The organism is Paenibacillus sambharensis (genome assembly GCF_003233845.1).
GTDB lineage: Bacteria > Bacillota > Bacilli > Paenibacillales > Paenibacillaceae > Paenibacillus_I > Paenibacillus_I sambharensis.
Map to the genome: position 1 here is coordinate 1 of NZ_QKRB01000061.1, position 19,087 is coordinate 19,087.

General features: G+C 59.4%; 3 protein-coding genes. All 3 read right to left on the reverse strand.

What is annotated here, in order from left to right; genetic code table 11:
* The coding region (locus DNH61_RS25385; protein WP_181438882.1) for a non-ribosomal peptide synthetase at positions 1 to 3,236 on the reverse strand (3,236 nt) is incomplete at its 3' end.
* A gap of 17 nt (positions 3,237 to 3,253) precedes the next feature.
* Entirely contained in the window at positions 3,254 to 11,203 is a 7,950-nt protein-coding gene (locus DNH61_RS25390; protein ID WP_111149765.1) for a non-ribosomal peptide synthetase, read from the reverse strand.
* Between the two features lie 18 nt (positions 11,204 to 11,221).
* Positions 11,222 to 18,799 carry a non-ribosomal peptide synthetase gene (locus DNH61_RS25395; protein ID WP_111149766.1) on the reverse strand — a complete coding sequence of 2,526 codons (7,578 nt, stop codon included), beginning with the start codon at positions 18,797 to 18,799 and terminating at the stop codon, positions 11,222 to 11,224.
* Positions 18,800 to 19,087: the final 288 nt, after the last annotated feature.

Genomic DNA, 19,087 nt, shown 5'->3' on the forward strand with positions numbered 1-19,087 from the left:
GCCTGGTCGATGTATGCCGCCTGCATGTGCAGCAGCGGACGGGCGAACACCTCCCGCAGCGGCAGCTCTGCGCCCAGCTCCTTGTGGATGCGCGACACCAGCGTCATCGCCTTCAGCGAGTGGCCGCCCGCTTCGAAGAACGACTGCTCCCGGCCTGCTTCCACTACGCCGAGCACTTCCTGCCAAATCGCCGCCAGCTTCCGCTCCGTCTCCGTGCGCGGCGGGCCTCCCGCCATGCCGCCGCCCAAGGCCAGCTCCGGCTTCGGCAGCGCCTTGCGGTCGATCTTGCCGTTTGGCGACAGCGGCAGCTCCGCCAGCACCTGCACCGATGCCGGCACCATATACTCCGGCAGATGCCGCGCCAGGTATGCCTTCAGCTCCGCCGTCTCCGGCGCCGCCTCGCCCGCGGCTGTCACATACGCCGCCAGCTGCTTCACGCCCTGCCCATCCTCCACATCCAGCACGACCGCTTCCTTCACCCCTACATGCTCGACCAGTCGGGCTTCGATCTCGCCCAGCTCGATCCGGAAGCCCCGGATCTTCACCTGATAATCCTTCCGGCCGTAGAATTCGATATTGCCGTCCGGCAGCCACCGTCCGAGGTCTCCCGTCCGGTACATCCGCACGCCCTCCTCTTCCCTGAACGGGTCTTCCAGGAATACCGCCGCTGTCCGCTCGGGGTCGCGCAGGTAGCCGCGTCCCACCCCAATGCCCGAGACGCAGATTTCGCCGATTGTTCCGACCGGACACAGCCGCAGCTGGTCGTCCACGATGTAGATCCGCATATTGCGGATCGGTCTGCCAATCGGCACCGGCTCGCTCTCCGGCGGCTTGTCCATCACATACTGGCTGATGTCATCTGCCGCTTCGGCCGGGCCGTAGGCATTCACCATCCGGATGTCCGGGCACAGCCCGAACCACCGCCGCACCATCGCCGGCTTCACTGTCTCCCCGGTGATCATCAGGTACTTCAGGTCCGGCAGCCGGACGCCGGTGTCTTCCATGTAGTCCATCATGACGCTGAGATAGGAAGGCACGACTTCTAGAATGGCGGTCTTGTCCTTGATCAACCGCTCTATAAACTGCGCCGGCTCCAGGACAAGCTCGTTCGGATAGATCGCCGTCACCCCGCCAACGGTCAGCGCGGCAACAAACTGCCAGACCGAGATGTCGAAGCAGTGGCTGGCGTTCTGTGCCAGTACCGTGCCTTCCGTGATCTCCAGCTCCTCAATCTCAGCCAGAATATGATTGAGCATGCCCGCATGCTCAATCATCGTGCCCTTCGGCGTTCCGGTTGAGCCGGAGGTGTAGATGACGTACGCCAGCTGGTTCGGTTTAACCGGAAGCCGGATATTGTCAGCCGGTTCCTGCGCGATCGTGCCGGCCACCCTGTCGAGCAGGATAAACTTGGGGCCGCGATCCCGGGAACTGGCGCATAAACCGTCAGCTGAACCGTCAGTTGAGCTGCCAGGTGAACCGTCAGGCGGATTAATGGATGCCTCCTCATCCAAAGCACTCACGGATTCGGAATTGCCGATGATGAAACGGACCCCTGACTCGCGGATGATGGTCTGCTGGCGGGCGGCCGGGTAGCCGGGATCAACCGGCACATAGGCGCCGCCGGCTTTCCAGACGGCCAGAATCGCAGCCAGCATGTCCGGCGAGCGGTCCATCAGAATCGCGACCAGCTCCTCCCGGGCCGTCCCCTGTGCCAGCAGATACCGGGCCAGCTGATTAACCCGCGCATTCAGTGCCCCGTAGCTGATCCGCTCGTTCCCGTAGAGGACGGCTGTCTGCTCCGGCATGCGTGCCGCCTGCTCCTCAAACAGCTCATGCACCGTCTTCTGCGGCATTCCCGCGTCTGTCGCGTTGAACGCTGCGGCCAGCCGATTTTTCTCCTCAGCTGAAAGCAGTTCAATGTCACTCACCCGGATATCCGGATCAGCTGCTGCCTGCACCGCGATGTGCTCCACATGTGCTGCAAGCTGTTCAATAAAGGCTGGATCATAGACTACCGCGTTGAAGCTGAACTGGAAGGTAAGGCCCTCTCCCGGAGCAACGGTTATATCAAAATCATAGTTCGTCTGCTCATACGCTTGAAAGCCGCAGATCTGGAATTCCGAGCCTGTTTCCTCGGCTGTATCCTCTAGCTCCTGCTGCACCGGATAGTTCTCGAAGACGAGGATATGATCCAGCAGATGCTGCTTCAGCGGCGTCCTGTTCTGAAGCTCATACAGCGGCACGAAGCTGAAGGACTCCGCCTCGAGCGACGCTTCCTGGACCCGGCGGACAAGGGACGCGAAGCTGCCCCCATCCGACTTGACCCGTACCGGCACCGTGTTGATAAACAGCCCCACCATGTCCTCAATGCCCGGAATGCCCGACGGTCTGCCCGAAACGACCGCACCGAACACGGCATCCTCCGTGCGGTTGTATCTCTGCAGCAGAATGCCCCAGATACACTGGACTACCGTGCTCATCGTAGCCTGGCTGGCAACCGCCAGCCGCTGCAGGGCGGCTGTGGTCTCCTCCGGCAGGCTGCGGCTGACGGTCTGCTGGCGGTAAACGCCTGTCCGTTCCGCTGGCCCGACCCTCGGTACCGATGCAGTCTGCTCGTAGCCGGCAAGGGCACGCTCCCAGTATCCGAGCGCTTCCTCCCTGTCCTGCTCGCCAAGCCAGGCAATGTAGCTGCTGTATGGCGCTGTTTTGCCCTGCGGTACCGAAAGTCCCTGCTGCTTCAGCTGGTAGTACTCCATGAAATGCTTCATGACGATGCTGACGCACCAGCCGTCCATGACAATGTGGTGATGGCTCCACAGCCAGCGGCAGGAAGTCTCTCCCAGCCTGATCACAGCAAGCCGCATCAGCGGGTCGCGGACAAGATCGAAGCCTTTTGCCATATCCGCTGCCTTGAACTGCGCCAGCTTCTCCAGCTGCTCATCCGGTCCGAACGCGCTCCAGTCCTCGTAATGGACCTTGATCGGGCGCTCCTTCAGCACCACCTGCCGGGGCTGTTTGACCTTATCCGTCACGAACAGCGTGCGGAATACATCATGGCGCGCAATCACCGCATTCATGCTCTCTTCCACCAGCTGCACATCAACCCGGCCGGCTATTTCGAATTCGATTTGTTCAAAATAGGCCGTTGATTCGCTATCCAGCATGGCGTGAAACAGGATGCCCTCCTGCATTGGCGACAACGCGTAAATGTCCTGAATCTCCGGCTTTTTGCCCATATCCAAACCACCTAACATTAGAGTGAACTGATGATGTCCTCAATGTCCCCGAGCTCTTCCAGCGACATGTCTTTATCCGTAAAATCAGAAGCCGTCCGCTCCGAGCCGTCCCTTGACGCGCAGTGCTCCATCACGCGAAGCAGCTGCTCCCTGTACAGGTCCATCAGCTGACGGATGGCTGATTCCGTAAATTCCGCCGGGTGATAGTTGAACGACAGTGCCAGCCTGCCGCCGCTTACCATGCCGTTAATATCCAGCGCGAAGGTCCGCTCCATATCCGGGCTGAGCGAATGCCCCATGGACAAAGGCGACACCGACAGGCCGCGGCCCTGAACATCCTGATCGAACTGGCCCAGATAGTTAAAGCTGATCTCCGGCAGCACGCGCTCCCGGCCTGCAGGCAGAACGCCTGCTTCCGACAGATAGGCCAGAATACCGTACCCGATCCCCTTGTTCGGAATCCGCCTCAAGTCGTCCTTCACCCGCTTAATCATGTAGGACAGCTGCTCATCCCCGGACAACGATGCCGGCGCCTGCGTGTCGATCACCACCGGATACATCGTCGTAAACCAGCCCACAGTACGGTTGATATCCATGCCTTGCAAAATCTGCTCGCGTCCGTGACCTTCCAGGTTAATCTTAATCCGCTCCATGCTCTTCCACTGCCTGAAGGCCAGGCCAAGCGCTGTGAGCAGCACATCGTTAATTTCCGTATTGTACGCCCGGTGCACGCGCTTCAGCAGCATGTCCGTCTCGCTTTCCGACAGCTCCATGAAGGCGGTCTCCGCTTCCTTCCTTCTGCCTCTGGCTTTCGCTTCATCCCCGTCAACGAGCGGCGTAATCTCCGCCTGTTCAACCTGCAGCCAGTACTCCCGTTCCTTAAGCGCCTTGCGGCTGCCTGCGTACAGCAAGAGCTGCTCCGCATAATCCTTGTACGAGTGGGTCTTCGGCTGGAAAACGATCTCCTCTCCCCTGGCTGCCTGTCCGAAGCCCTGCTGCAGGTCCTCCAGCAGAATCCGCCAGGACACGCCGTCAACGACCAGATGGTGAAGGGCCATCAGCAGATGGTCGCCGTCCGCTGTCTTGAACCAGCCCAGCTTCAGCAGCGGCCCCTCCTGCAGATTCAGACTCGCTTGAAGCCGGCCTGCAAGCTCTTCAAACTCGTCTTCCGGATTGATCCGGTCGCGCAGGTCATACACATGCAGCTCATACAGCGGCTCCTCGCCGCCGCGGTTGACCTGCTTCATCCCGCATATTCCGGCGGCATCCTGCCTGTAAACCATCCGCAGAGCGTCATGGTGCAGAACCAGCTGCCTGAACACGCTGCGGATTGCCTCTTCATCGAATCCATCCGGATTATGAAGCATGACCGACTGGTTATAATGATGCGCATCCGTAAACTCCTGCTCGAAGAACCAGCGCTGAACCGGTGCCAGCGGCACTTCTCCCTCTACAATGCCCTGGTCAATCTGCTTCACCTGCACGGTTACCCATTCGCTCAGACCCGATATGGTCGGGCAGCGGAACAAGTCCTTCATCTCCATGCTGTAGCCATACGTATGAAGTCTCGCCGAAACCTGTATCGCCTTAATGGAGTCGCCGCCAAGCTCGAAGAAATCATCGTCTATACCGACACGGGCAGCACCCAGCACATCCTGCCAGATTACAGCGAGTGCCTCCTCCACCGGATTTCGCGGCGGCACATACGCTGTGTCCGCCTGTGTATGCGGCTGCGGCTCCGGCAGCGCACTGCGGTTCACCTTGCCATTACTGGTCAGCGGTATGGCTTCTAGCTGGACGAAGTAAGACGGAACCATGTAATCCGGCACCACCGATTTCATGTAGCTCCGCAGCTCAGATGCTCCAGCGGCTTGCAGGGCTCCCGATGCCGCTGATTCACTCGCAGGTTCACCGGCCGACGCCGTGTAATAAGCGCACAGGTACGCCTGCCCGTCTCCGTCATCACGGGCGAGCACGACCGTCTCCTGTACGGCTTCATGCCGCAGCAGTGCCGCCTCCACCTCCGCCAGCTCGATACGGTGGCCGCGGATTTTGACCTGATGATCAATCCGCCCCATGTACGCCAGCTCGCCATCCGGCAGACGCTTCGCCAGGTCGCCTGACTTGTACAGCCGCTCACCCGGCACGAACGGGCTCTCAATGAACCGCTCCGCGGTCAGCTCCGGACGGTTCAGGTAACCGCGGCAGACGCCTTCGCCACCGACGTACAGCTCGCCTGTCACGCCGATTGGCACCGGCTTCAGCTGACCGTCGAGCACATAGGCCGTCAGCGTCGGAATCGGCATCCCGATGCTGTCCGAGTTCGCCTCAATCTCCGCTTCCGTAACCGCCTTGTACGTCACATGCACCGTCGTTTCCGTAATGCCGTACATGTTCACCAGCTGCGTGTCCGGGTAGCGGGCATGGAACGGCTTCAGCAGCAGCGGCTTCAATGCTTCGCCGCCGAAGATCACATACCGCAGCTTCAGCCGCCGCTCATGGCGCGCTTCCTCCTGCAGCAGCTGGTAGAAAGCCGTCGGCGTCTGGTTCAGCACGGTCACCCGCTCTTCGGCGAGCAGCTGCAAGAAGGCCTGCGGATTGACCGCCGTCTCACGCGGCACCACCACCAGCGTGCCGCCGTACAGCAGCGCGCCGTACATTTCCCATACCGAGAAGTCGAAGCAGTACGAGTGGAACATCGTCCACACATCCCGCTCGCCGAACTCGAACAGGTTGCGCTCATTGTGCAGCAGCCGTACCACATTCCGGTGCTCCAGCATTGCGCCCTTCGGCTTGCCCGTCGTACCCGAGGTGTAGATGATGTAGGCCAGATCGGATGGCTCATTGATCGGCTCCGGACCGGCATACAGGCCCTCAGCGTCAGCTGAACCGGCCTGCTGCCACACCTGCATGGAAACCGCGTCCGCATCCGCCATGCCCGGCTTGCCGGAAGCCGCAGCCTGCTTGCTGTCCAGCCTCACCACTTTACCCCTGAACGCTTCCGGCACTTCACCGGAGCCGTCGGTCAGCAGCCATCCCGTTCCGCTGTCCTCCAGCATGAACGCTACCCGTTCCTGCGGATAAGCGGGATCTATCGGGAGATAAGCTCCGCCTGCCTTCAGCACAGCCAGCAGCGCCGTTACCATGCCTGCCGAGCGCTCCATCATGACGGCAACGACTGTCTCCCGGCCCACGCCTTCCGCCCGCAGACGGTGTGCCAGCGCGTTCGCCCGGCTGTTCAGCTCCCGGTAGGTCAGCCGCTGGCCTTCATGCACCAGCGCCGTCCGGTCTGCCCAGACTGCAGCCTGCTTCTCGAACAGGCCATGCAGCGTCTTGTCGCGCGGGTATTCCGCAGCTGTCCGGTTCCACCCGTACAGCAGATTATGCTCCTCGCCCGCAGACAGCATAGCGATATCCTGCAGCCGGATGTCCGGATCCGCTGTTATCTGCTCGAGAATGCGGGTATAGTAGCCGGCAAGCCGCTCCGCCGTCTCCCGCCGGAACAACCGGGTACTGTACTCCAAACTGAAGCCAATTGAGCCATCCTGCCTGTCCTCCACTGCGCTTAAGGTGAGATCAAACTTGGCTACCGGGTGTTCGAAGGCATAAGGCTCAACAGACAAGGCTCCCGGCTTGTCTTCGCCGGGACTCATGTTCTGCAGGACAAACATGGTGTCGAAGAGCGCATTGCGGCTCACATCGCGCTTCAATTCGAGCTTGCCAAGCACATGCTCGAGCGGCAGCTGCTGATGCTCGAAGGCCTGCATCACATGCTCTCTCGCTTCCTCCAGGAAGCCAGTGAAGGTCTTGCCTGCCTGCGGATAGAGACGGAAGGCCAGCGTGTTGACGAACATGCCGATGACCTGTTCCAGATCCGGATGGCTGCGGCCGGCGATTGGGGAGCCGACGATAATGTCCTCCTGGCCTGACAGCCTGGCAAGCAGCACCTGGTAAGCAGACAGCAGCGTCATGAACAGTGTGGCGCCCTTGTCCGCGCTCAGCCGCTGAAGCCTTGCGGACAAAGCCTGGTCCAGCTTGAAGGTCAGCCGGTCGCCCTCGAAGCTGTACTGGGCCGGCCGCGGCTGATCGCAAGGCAGCTCAAGGACCGGAAGCTGTCCGCTGAAGTGCTCCAGCCAGAACCGTTCTGCCTTCTGCATCGCCTCCGACTGCAGCCACTCCTGCTCCCAGACCGCGTAATCCTTGTAGTGCAGTCTTGCCGGAGCAAGCTCCGATCCATCGTAGCACGCGATCAGCTGATCCAGCAGCAGTCCCATCGACATGCCGTCCGTAATGATGTGATGCAGATCGAGCAGCAGCACATGACGGTTGTCCGCAATGGCCAGCAGCTCGGCCCGCATCAGCGGTGCGCTCGTCAAATCAAACGGGCGGATGAACGTCCCGATCCGCTCCCCGATTTCATGCTCCTCTGCGGGATGCACACTCAGCGTAAACGGCACCTCTGCATGAACCTGCTGAACCGGCATCCCTTCGACCAGCGGAAAAGATGTCCGCAGCGCTTCATGATGGGCAATCAGCCTGCGGAAAGCCTGCTCGAGCCGCTCCGTCATTAGCGGACCTTTCAGCTCATAAACGCCCGGCACATTGTAAGCCGCCTGTGCAGATTCCAGCTGCTGCAGCATGAGCATCCGCTTCTGTGCGGAGGATACCGGGTAGTAATCCCTCGTCTGCGCCTGCGGTATCGGCTGGAGCTGCTCAGTGTCCCCCTGAACCAGCAGCCCTGCCATCCGCGACAGGGTCGGCGCTGCGAAAACCTGCTTCAGCGGCAGCCGCACCCCCATTTGCTTCTGAACCAGCTGAATGAGCCGGGTCGCCTTCAGTGAATGACCGCCGAGATCGAAGAAGCTGTCCTCGCGGCCGACGCGGGTGACGCCCAGCACTTCCTGCCAAATCGCTGCAAGCTGCTCCTCCGTTTCACCTGCTGGCGCTTCGCCGGCTATACCGGATTCGGATGGTGCGGGCGGATCAGGCAGAGCGGATTTGTCCACTTTGCCGTTTGCCGTAAGCGGCAGCTGATCCAGCTTTACGAAGGCGCCCGGAATCATATAGTCAGGCAGCCGGTCGCCAAGCCATTCGCGCCACTGTGCCGCTGTCAGTTCCTCTTGTCCGGCATAATAGGCGCACAAGTACTTGCTGCCAGCCGCATTCTGCCCATCCAGTGCATCCCGTTCATCTTGACCAGCCTGCAGAGCCGCTGCTTCCCGCACGATGACCACCGCTTCCTTAACGGCGGCATGCTCCAGCATGCGGACCTCAATCTCTCCGGGCTCAATACGGAAGCCACGGATCTTCACCTGAAGGTCAATCCGTCCCAGATATTCAATCCGTCCATCCGGAAGCCATCTGGCCAGGTCACCGGTCCGGTACATCATCCCGCCTGGCAGGAATGGGTCAGCCGTAAATCTGCTGTTAGTCAGGTCCTCCCGGTTCAGATAGCCTCTGCCGACTCCGTCGCCGCCCACGCAGAGCTCGCCGGGTACGCCGACCGGTACCAGCTGGCCTGCTGTGTCAACGATGTAAGCGGTCGAGTTGGCAATTGGGCGTCCGATCGGAATATTCAGCTTGTAATCGCGGTCCACTCGGCCGCAAACCGAAAAAGTCGTATTTTCAGTCGGTCCGTAGCCGTTAATAATAATCAGCCCAGGGCACTGCCGTCTTACACGATTAATATGAACCGGCGACAGCGCGTCGCCGCCCACCAGCAGCTGCTTCATGCTGCGGAACATGTCCGGCTTCTCCTGCGACAGCTGGTTGAACAGCGGGGAAGTGAGCCACATCGTCGTGACATCATGCTCCCGGATAGCCGCCTCCAGCTTCTCAGCAATCAGCAGGGTGTCCTCATCCGCCAGACAGAGAGTCATCCCGTTCAGCAGCGCGCCCCACACCTCGAAGGTGCTGGCATCGAATACAGCCGCACCCGTTTGCAGCAGCCGGTCACCCGCTCGCAGCTCGGCATAATCGGTGCTGCAGACCAGCCGCACAATATTGCGGTGGGTGATCATGACCCCCTTCGGCTCGCCCGTCGTGCCGGATGTGTACATCATATAGGCGAGCTGCTCCGCGCCTGCCGGCGGGAAAACCGTCCCAGCCGCCATGCCCTCGGAACCTGAAGCCCAGGCAGTTTCCCGCAGTGACAGCAGCTCCCCTTCAAAGGGGAAATCTTCACTGACTGCAGCAAATGCGGTACGGACATTCATGGCATCCGCTGATACAGCTGCAGCCTCCCCCGTATCCACAGCGTTCAGCATCAGGCGAATCCCGCTGTCCCGGAGCATATAGGCAATCCTCTTGGCGGGATAGTTCGGGTCAATCGGCACATAGGCGCAGCCTGCCTTCAAGATACCCAGCATGCCGATCACCGCAGCTGCCGACCGGTCTGCCAGCAGCCCTACCGGCTGCTCCGCTGTCACTCCCCGCTCCAGCAGCGCAGCCGCTGCCCGGCTGCTCGCTTCGTCAAGCTGCCGGTAGGTCATCCGGCCGTCTGCCCAGCGTATGGCCTCATCATCAGGTCTGGCCGCTGCCTGTGCGGCAAACAGCTCAGGAATACTGCGGTCCGCCGGATAATCCCGCTTTGTAGCATTGAACCGAAGCAGAATTTCCTCCTGTTCTGCCTCCGTTGTTACCGGTATCTGCGATACCCTCATACCGGGCTCGGCGACAACAGCCTCCGCTGCCTGACGAAAATGTCCGCCAACCCGCTCCATGAAGGCGCGCTCGTACACCTGCGGATTAAAGCTCAGCTTGACGAACAGGGAAGCCCCTGGGCCAATCGCTACGGTAAGGTCATAGCCCGACTGCTCGAATACATCCACATCCTCAATGACAAAGCCGGTATCCGACCCTTCATTCGACTCTTCAATCTGCTGTGCGATCGGATAATTCTCGAAGGCCACGATATGATTAAGGAGCCTGTGCTTCAGCTGGCTCTCAGCCTGAATATCATACAGCGGATAATAGTGATGGCCTTCCGCAGCCGCAGATGCGGCCTGCACCTCCTGCAGCACGTCAGCGAACGGCCTTCCGCCGCCCTGAATGCGCACCGGCATGGTGTTAATGAACAGGCCCACCATCTGTTCTATGCCGGCAATGTCGGCCGGCCTGCCCGAGACAACCGAGCCAAAGACGACGTCATCCGTCCGGTTGTAATACTGAAGCAGCACGCCCCACAGCGTTTGGACCACCGTGTTCAGCGTGACGCGCTGAGCAGCCGCCAGCTCCCGCAGGCTGCTTGTCAGTTCCTCCGGCAGCCGGAACGAAACCTCCTCCTGTGCTGCAGGTCCTGCTGTTCGAGCCTGCTCCGTCCTTGCAGGCAGCCCGGCAGGCTGCTCATATCCGCTCAGATAGCCGCGCCAGTACTGCTTCGACTGCTCCCGGTCCTGCTTGTCCAGCCATTCCACAAACCGTCTATACGGTACAGGCTTGTCAAGCTCCGCTGAAAGGCCCGCGGCACAAGCTTCATACAGCTGCATCAGCTCCTTCATAATGATGCCGATGCACCAGCCGTCCATCAGAATATGATGATGGCTCCAGATCAGCACGGAACGCCGGTCATCCAGCTTCAGCACCGATATGCGGATCAGCAGGTCGCGCGCGAGATCGAAGCCCCGCTCCTTGTCTCTCTGCTTGAATTCCTCCAGCTTCCACTGCTTCATCTCTTCCCCGTAGCCGGACAAGTCCTCCGTCTGCACACGCAGCTGCCTGTTCTTCAACACGACCTGCTGCGGCGTCTTCGTCTTTCCGTGTATGAAGTTGGTCCGCAAGCTATCATGCCGCTCAATCAGCCCGTTAAAGCTTCGTTCCAGCCATTCAATATTCAGAGTACCGGACAGGTGAAAAGCCGTCTGTTCAAAATAAGCCTGCGATTCCCCGTCAAGCAGCGCGTGAAACAGCATTCCCTCCTGCAGCGGCGTACACGGATAAATATGTTGAACCTCCAGCTTTGCGGACATGCCAGCTACCACCTCTGCCTATAAATTGTTGAAAAAGTCCTCGATATCTTCCACTTCTTCCAGCGACAGCTCTTTGTTGCCGAGATCGCTTGGCGTCAGCTCTGTTTCCTTGCGGCCTGCACAGTGTTCGATTATCGCCTGCAGGCTGTTATGGAAGGAGCGGACCAGCTGCTCCATCTGCTCTTCGGTGTATTCATGACGGTTGTAGCTGATGGCCGCAGCCAGCCGCCCGCCAGTGATCATCGCCGTCACATCCAGTACAGCCGGGCGGCGGAAATCCGGACTGACCGTCGGCCCCATGGAATACGGGGAGGTCTGGATGCCCGCATCCTCGCGGGCTGCGTCAAACTGTCCCAAGTAATTGAAGTTAATCTCCGGAAGAAGCGTCCACTTCAGCGTCTCCGTCTCTTCGCACGGTGCCAGATACTTCAGGATGCCGTAGCCCATACCCTTGCCGGGAATCTGCCGCAGCTTCTCCTTCACCCGCTTGATCCGGTAAGCCAGCCGTTCTTCATCGTTGCCGGAGCCGGCTCCTGCTTCCATATCGAGCACAACCGGATAGGCCGAAGTAAACCAGCCCACCGTCCTGCCAAGCGGCAGCGGCTGCCGGAGCTGCTCTCTGCCATGACCCTCCAGCTGCAGCAGGATGCGGCTGTCTCCGGTCCATTCCTGAAGCGCCATTCCCAGCGCGGCCAGCAGCAGATCATTCATCTCCGTGTTGTAGGCATGATGAACCTGGTTCAGGAGACGAGAGGTCTGCTCCGCATCCAGCGTCATGACCGCCTCCTCGCTGTCCGCAACACGGTTCGTTTCGGACCGCTTTCGGTGTGGAAGCGGGTTGATATCCGCCGTCTCCAGTGCCGTCCAGTAAGCCTTCTCCCTCTGCAGCTCACGGGCTGTGGCATAGTCCTGCAGCTCCTCGGACCAGGCTTTAAAGGATTCGGTCTTGGCTGGAAGCCGGATCTCCTGCCCTTCTAGCGCCTGCTGATAGGCATCCACCATATCCTCCAGCAGAATGCGCCAGGATACCCCGTCCACCACCAGATGGTGCACGATGATAAGCAGATGATCGCCTTCACTGGTCCGGAAGAGAGCAGCCTTGAAGAGCGGCCCTTCCTGAGGGTTCATGCTTGCTTGGAGCATCGCGGCCTGCTGTTCGATATGAGCGCCTGCATTTTCCAGCTTCGTCATGTCATGAACCTCTAGCAGGTACGCACCCGGCTCATCAGCCCCTCGTATCCAGCCGACTGCCTGATCGCCCTTCTTGCGGAAAACAGCGCGCAGCGCATCATGATGCCTGGCGATCTCCGCCATCACACGGTCAAGTGCCGCTTCATCAAAGCCATCCGGCTTCAGCAGCATGACCGATTGGTTAAAATGATGGAGCTGATCCGCATGCTCCTCGAACAGCCATTTCTGAATCGGCGTCAATAAAAATTCGCCTTCAACCGGACCCTGGTCGACCGTTCGCTCGGTTGCCCGAATACAGCAGGCTGCGTCACGGACAGTAGGATTTTGGAACAGGTCGCGGATACTCAGTTCAAAACCCTGCGCCTGTAGGCGGGCTGTCAGCTGAATGGCCTTGATGGAATCACCGCCGAGCTCGAAGAAGTGCGATTCCCTTCCGACCCGGCATCCGAGCACCTCCTGCCAAACCTTCGCAAGTCTGCACTCCATCTCAGTTTGCGGTTCAATCAGGTCACCGTCAGCCGCCTCCTGCATGATGGTTTCCGGTGCCGGAAGGGCTTTGCGGTCGATCTTGTCATTAGGCGTCAGAGGCATCTGCTCTAGCTCAACCATATAAGCCGGTATCATGTAATCCGGCAGGCTGCCGGCCAAGTACTGTCTGATTTCACCGGTCGTCACATCGGCGGCGGCTACATAGTACGCGCACAGGAATGAGTTTCCGTGCCCGTCTGCCCGGTCTACCACCACAGCTTCCGCAAGCTGCGGCATCCTGCTGAGGCATGCCTCAACTTCGCCCGGCTCTATGCGGTAACCGCGGATTTTGACCTGATGGTCGATCCGTCCGATATAGGCCAGGCTGCCATCTGGCAGCCAGCGGGCCAGATCACCCGTCCGGTATAGTCTGCGCGAGCCCTGAAGCTCGGACTGGATAAATTTCTCGTCCGTCAGCTCCTGGCGGTTCAGATAGCCCCGAACCAGTGATTCTCCAGCTGCGCACAGCTCACCCGGCATCCCGGCTGGCTGCAGCTGTCCCTGGTCATCGAGGATGTAGACCTCTGTATTGGCAATCGGCCGGCCGATTGGAACGGTGTAGAGCGGCGAACCGGACTGCTCATAAGGCCAGACGGTCGTGCAGACCGTCGTCTCGGTCGGACCGTATGCATTGTAAAAGCTGACGCGTGCACTCCACTGTTCCGCCAGCTTGGGCGAAATCGAGGAACCCGCGGAGAAGAGCTTCTTGAGAGTCTTGATGCCTTCCGGATCAAGCTGCTGCAGATACGTTGGGGGAAGTGTTGCCACTGTGATCCGCTCGTCATTTAGATAAGCGACAAATTGTGAGGGATTCATGATGAGGTCTTTCGTTGGAATAATCAGACTGGCTCCAGTCAGCAGGGCCATCGTCATTTCCCAGATGGAAGCGTCGAATGAGCTGCTGGCGAACTGGATAACCCGGTCCTCCGGTGTAATGCCAAGCTGCTGAGTAAAGAATGCCATCAGATTGGCCAGTCCCCGGTGCTCCGCCATAACGCCCTTGGGTCTTCCGGTGGAGCCGGATGTATAGATGATATAAGCCAGATCGTCTGCCTGCGGCCAGTCATGGTTTGGATCCTCATCCACGCTGGCTTCCCCTGCGCTGGGCCCATCACCGCATGCTCCCTCGTCCACGGTGGCCCCTGATGCCAGGACAGTAGGGTCACTATCCAGCAGCATGATGTGGATCCCGTCTTCTCCCTGCAGGGCTTCCGTGTGTTCTGGCACACGGGCCACTACAAGCTTCGCTCCACTGTCCCGCAGCATGTGCTCCACACGGTCCTGCGGGTACTCGGGGTCGATCGGAACGAAAGCCGCACCAGCCATCATCACTGACAGCGCACCAATCACCGCCTCGGCGGAGTGTGAGCTCATCAGACCGACAATGTCTCCGCGTCCGATGCCCTTATTCTTCAGCTCAGCAGCCGTGCGGGCCGCCTGTTGATAGAGCTGCCAGTAGGACCACTCCCTGCCGCCCCCGCGCAGCGCGGTGCGGTCAGGCCCTGCTTCAACCTGCTCCAGGAACAGCTTCGGGAAGGAGGCGCCGGAAGGGTATGGGATCCGGGTCGCATTGTACGTGTACAGCAGCTGCTCCCGCTCCTGTACAGGCAGAATGTCCTGCTTGCGGATCGGCATGTCCGGCTTGTCCGCCATCGCCCGCAGAGCTTGGGTAAAGTAGCCTGCCAGCCGTTTCACCTGTCCGCCCGAGAACCGGGAGGGATCATAGATGATGTGGGCGGCAAACTGCTGGAATGTATTCAGAATGGAGAAGTCGAACAGCGTGTTCGTCTTTTCCTGCCCCTGCACAGCCAGCGTCTCATCCATTCGGCTGAAATGCTCCATCTGCTCATAGACGTGGAAATCAACGTAGTTGAACACCGTGTCGAACAGCGGATTGTCGTCTTGGGACGGCTCCCCGGCCGCCTTCAGGATTTCGTACAATGGCAGCCGCCCGTACTGCTTAAGCTCAATGAGCTTGTCGTGGATGCCTCGGACATATTCGTTCCATGTCACTCCGCGCTCCATGCGGATACGAACCGGTACCGTGTTCAGGAAGCAGCCCAGCAGGCGGTCCGAGTCATCGCATACCGGACGGTTGTTTTCGATCAGGCCGACAACGAAGTCGCTGTCATAAGACAGCATGCTCATCATGCTGGCATAGGCTGCAAAGCAGTAGGTTCTTAAGCTGATGCCTTCCTGTCTTCCGGCGGCTGTAAGTTTATGCAGCAGTCCGACATCCAGCGCCAGTGTGTATGTACCCTGCTCTTCACCAGGCTGCAGCTCCGCATCCCCGTATTCCTCCGTCAAGTGCGGCAGGTTAAGACGCTTGTAGCCGTCAAGCTCCTGCTCCCAGAAGGCGTGAACAGACGGGTCAGTCTTAAGCGCCAGCTGCTCGGCCACATAGGCCCGGTAATCACTGCGCAGCGGCTCCGGCCGGAAGGCTGGCTCCTCCTTCAGACGGAAATAAGTGTTCGACAGCTCCGTCATGAACGAGGCATTGCTCCACCCGTCGAGAATGGCGTGATGAAAAATCCAGCACATGCAGAACTGATCAGCCGCAATGCGGAACAGCTTGATCCGCCAGAGCGGTGCTTCATGCACCTGGAACGGCCGGGCAAGATCATCCTTAAGCACCTGGCTTACGTGCTCCTCCTGTTCCCCGCGCCCCATAGCGATGATGTCCGTATACGCGATATCAGGCTGCACCTCGCGTCTTATCATCTGCATCGGTCTGTCAAAATCACTTAGGTTGAAGCTTGCCCGGAAAATGCTGTGCTTGTCCGTCATCAGCCGAACCGCCTGCACGAAGGTGTCCAGCTCAAAGCTGTCATCGGCAAAATGGTAGATGAATTGATCATGATAGACGCCTTCACCAGCGTGAATCATCGCGTAATAAACCATTCCCCGCTCAATATCACTCATGGGATAAATATCCTCGGCATCAATCGGCAGCAGAGCGCGCAGCTTGGGATCACCCATGATCCGTTCCTTAAGCTCGCCCAGCTCCTGCCATGCCCTCACCCCTGCTTCCCTTGCCATCTCTGCAGCCTGTTCCGTTCCTGTACCCTTTACTCCTTGTTCAGTCCCTGCTTCGCTTGCTTCCTCTACTGCCTGTTCCGCTCCTGCTTTCTCTGCCGCACGCTCCTGAATGATCTGGCCAAGCTCGGCAGCTGATTGATGCAGGTACAGGTCCTTGATCTGCAGCTGCACACCGAACTCACGGTTAATCCGGTTAATCAGCGTGATTGCAGAGATGGAATCTCCCCCGAGATGGAAGAAGCTGCTTGTCACGCCCGCCTTCTTGACTCCAGCCGCCTCGGCCCACAGAGCGGACAGCTGCCGTTCCAGCTCCGTGCGCGGCTCGACCAGCTCGTCCGCCGTCTCGACGCCCAGCGGGTCAGGCAGTGCTTTGCGGTCAACCTTGCCGTTAGGCGTCATCGGAATCTCGCTGATCTGAATCAGGTGAGCCGGTATCATATACGACGGCAGCAGTCCTGCCAGATAGTCCCGCAGCTCAGGAGAAGATAACCTGCCTTCCGCCGTGTAATAAGCGCAGATATCGGACTGGCCCCGGTCAGAGCGGGTTAGCACAACCGTCTTGTTCACAGCAGGGTGCTGCAGCAGCCGGTTTTCAATCTCGCCGAGCTCAATGCGGTAGCCGCGGATTTTGACCTGATGATCAAGACGACCCAAATATTCAAGCTCGCCGCTTGGCAGCATTCGTGCCAAATCACCGGAACGGTACAGCCGTTCACCCGGCAGGTGCGGATTGTCTACGAACCGCTCTGAAGTGAGCTCTGGCCTGTTCAAGTACCCTCTGGCAACGCCCAGTCCCCCTACGCACAGCTCGCCGGCAATACCCGCAGGCAGCAGGTTGAGACTGCTGTCCATAATATAAGCGGTTAGCGTGGGAATCGGTCGGCCGATATTGCTGCGGGCAGAGTTCAGCTCGGCAGCCGTCAGCTCCTTGAATGTGACATGGACGGTCGTCTCCGTAATGCCGTACATGTTGACCAGCCGGGTATCCGGATAGATGTCCTGCCAAGGCTGCAGCAGCTGAGGGTTCAATGCTTCCCCGCCGAATACCACATACCGCAGCTTCAGCGCCGGTCTGTCACCAGTTTGGGCGCCAGCCACCGCGTCCACCAGCCTGTAAAAGGCGGACGGAGTCTGGTTCAGCACAGTCACGCCTTCGCGTTCAAGTAGCTTCAGGAAGGCGGACGGATCCTGTGCCTCTTCCTTGTCCACAATCAGAAGCTGTCCCCCGTAGAGCAGCGCTCCGTACATTTCCCACACAGAAAAGTCGAAGCAGAACGAGTGGAACATCGTCCATACATCATGCTCGCTGAAGCTGAACTGGAACCGGTCATTAAACAGCAGCCGCACCACATTGCGATGCTCGATCATGACTCCCTTCGGTCTGCCGGTTGTACCCGAGGTATAGATGACGTAAGCCAAGTCCTCAGGCCTGCTGTTGTCAGCTGGTATTGACTGCTTTGACTGCTGGGGCTGCTCTGTCTGCTGTAAGTGCTTCGGTTGCTCCGACTGATCTGATTGCTGCGAGTGCTCCGAATTCTCTGGCTGCTTTGACTGCTCTGTCTGCACTGGCTGCTCTGATTGCTTTGACTGCGTTGGCTGCTGCGAGTGCTCCGACTGCTTTGAATGCTCGTCAGCAGAAGGCTCACGGCTCAGCTCCGGGTCGTCAGCTTCCACGATCGTATAGCTGCCGTCCGTGAAATTCAGCTGTCCCTTTAACCGGCTCTCCGTAACCAGCACCTCCGCACCCGAATCCTCCAGTGTGTAAGCGATCCGGTCTGCCGGATAATCGGGATCAATGGGCACATATGCGCCGCCTGCCTTCAGTACAGCCAATGCCGTAACCGCCATATGAACGGACCGGTCCAGCACGATGGCAACAAGCTTGTCACGCGAGATGCCAAGGCCTTGCAGCTTCGCAGCAAGCCTGTCCGAACGCCGGTCCAGCTCCTGGTATGTCATTCGCGTGCCGCCCGACTGTACAGCCGTGCGCTGCGGATGACGTGCTGCCTGCTCTCTGAACAGGCTGTGAATGGTAGCCGTGTCCGGATAGGCTGCCTCGCTCTCCCGCCGCTGGCCCAGCATCCGCTCTTTATCCGCTGTTGTAACCAGTTGAATGGTATGAAGCGGCATATCCGGCGCTGCCAGTGCCTGGTCCAGGAACAGCTGCAGCTGGCCGGCTAATCGGTAGATCGTTCCCTCTTCATAGACCGCTCCGTCATAGGAAGCTTCGAGCAGCAGATCATCCGGGCCGGACGAACGGAACCGGGTATGCAGGTCCGTCCGCTCGTTCTCCGGCAGCTCCCGGTGGATGGCGTCAAGCGACACACTTGTATGGAAATAGTGATCCGTGCCCCAGGACAGCTGCTTGTGCGCGGCAACCGCTCCGAACGGCAGGCTTTGGTGGCGGTCGGCATCCATCACAATTTCCTTCACCCGGCCTAACAGGGTCTTCAAGCTCCCCCCTTCCTCAATGGCCAGCCGCAGCGCCAGCATATGGCCGTCGTCTTCCGTTTCTTCATGCCGCAGCGTCGGCATGCCGACGGTCAGGTCATCATTGCCGGTATGCTTATACAGCAGATAAAACACACCTGCTGTCAGAATCATATACAGCCCGGCCTGCGAGCCCCCGCATAATGCATAGATGCGTTGGGTTAGCAGCGGATCAAACCGGTATGGCTCCGCCTTCATCGGAACCGGCCCTGCCGCTTCATGCGTATCGGCCGGAAACCGTCCGAACTGCAGCTCGCCCTCCAGCTGGCCCAGCCAATAATTACGTTCCGCTTCGAACTGCTGGTCGGACAGCATTACGTTGTACGATAGTCGGTCAATAACGCTCATGCCTGCCTCCTTGTCGCTTAGCTTTTCCCAAGCGGATTTCCATCATGGTGCACCTCGTCTGCCTGGCTTCCTTGCCTACGTGGCCCCACCAGTATCCGGATGCTTTTCCCGACTGACAGCCCCTCACCTCCATGGTGCTCTTCGCCCGCCGGTCTCCCTGTCTACTCGGTCCCCCACTATCTGGATGCCTCTCCCGATTGACAGCTTTTTTCACCAGTCCATCTTATCCGCTGTCTTCCTTCCCTACTCGGCTCCCCACTACCTGGATGTTCTTCCCGACTGACAGTT

Excerpts from the sequence above, each read along its gene's own strand:
- DNH61_RS25390 (WP_111149765.1), bottom strand. The coding sequence starts at position 11,203 with ATGTCCGCAAAGCTGGAGGTTCAACATATTTATCCGTGTACGCCGCTG.
- DNH61_RS25395 (WP_111149766.1), bottom strand. The coding sequence starts at position 18,799 with ATGAGCGTTATTGACCGACTATCGTACAACGTAATGCTGTCCGACCAG.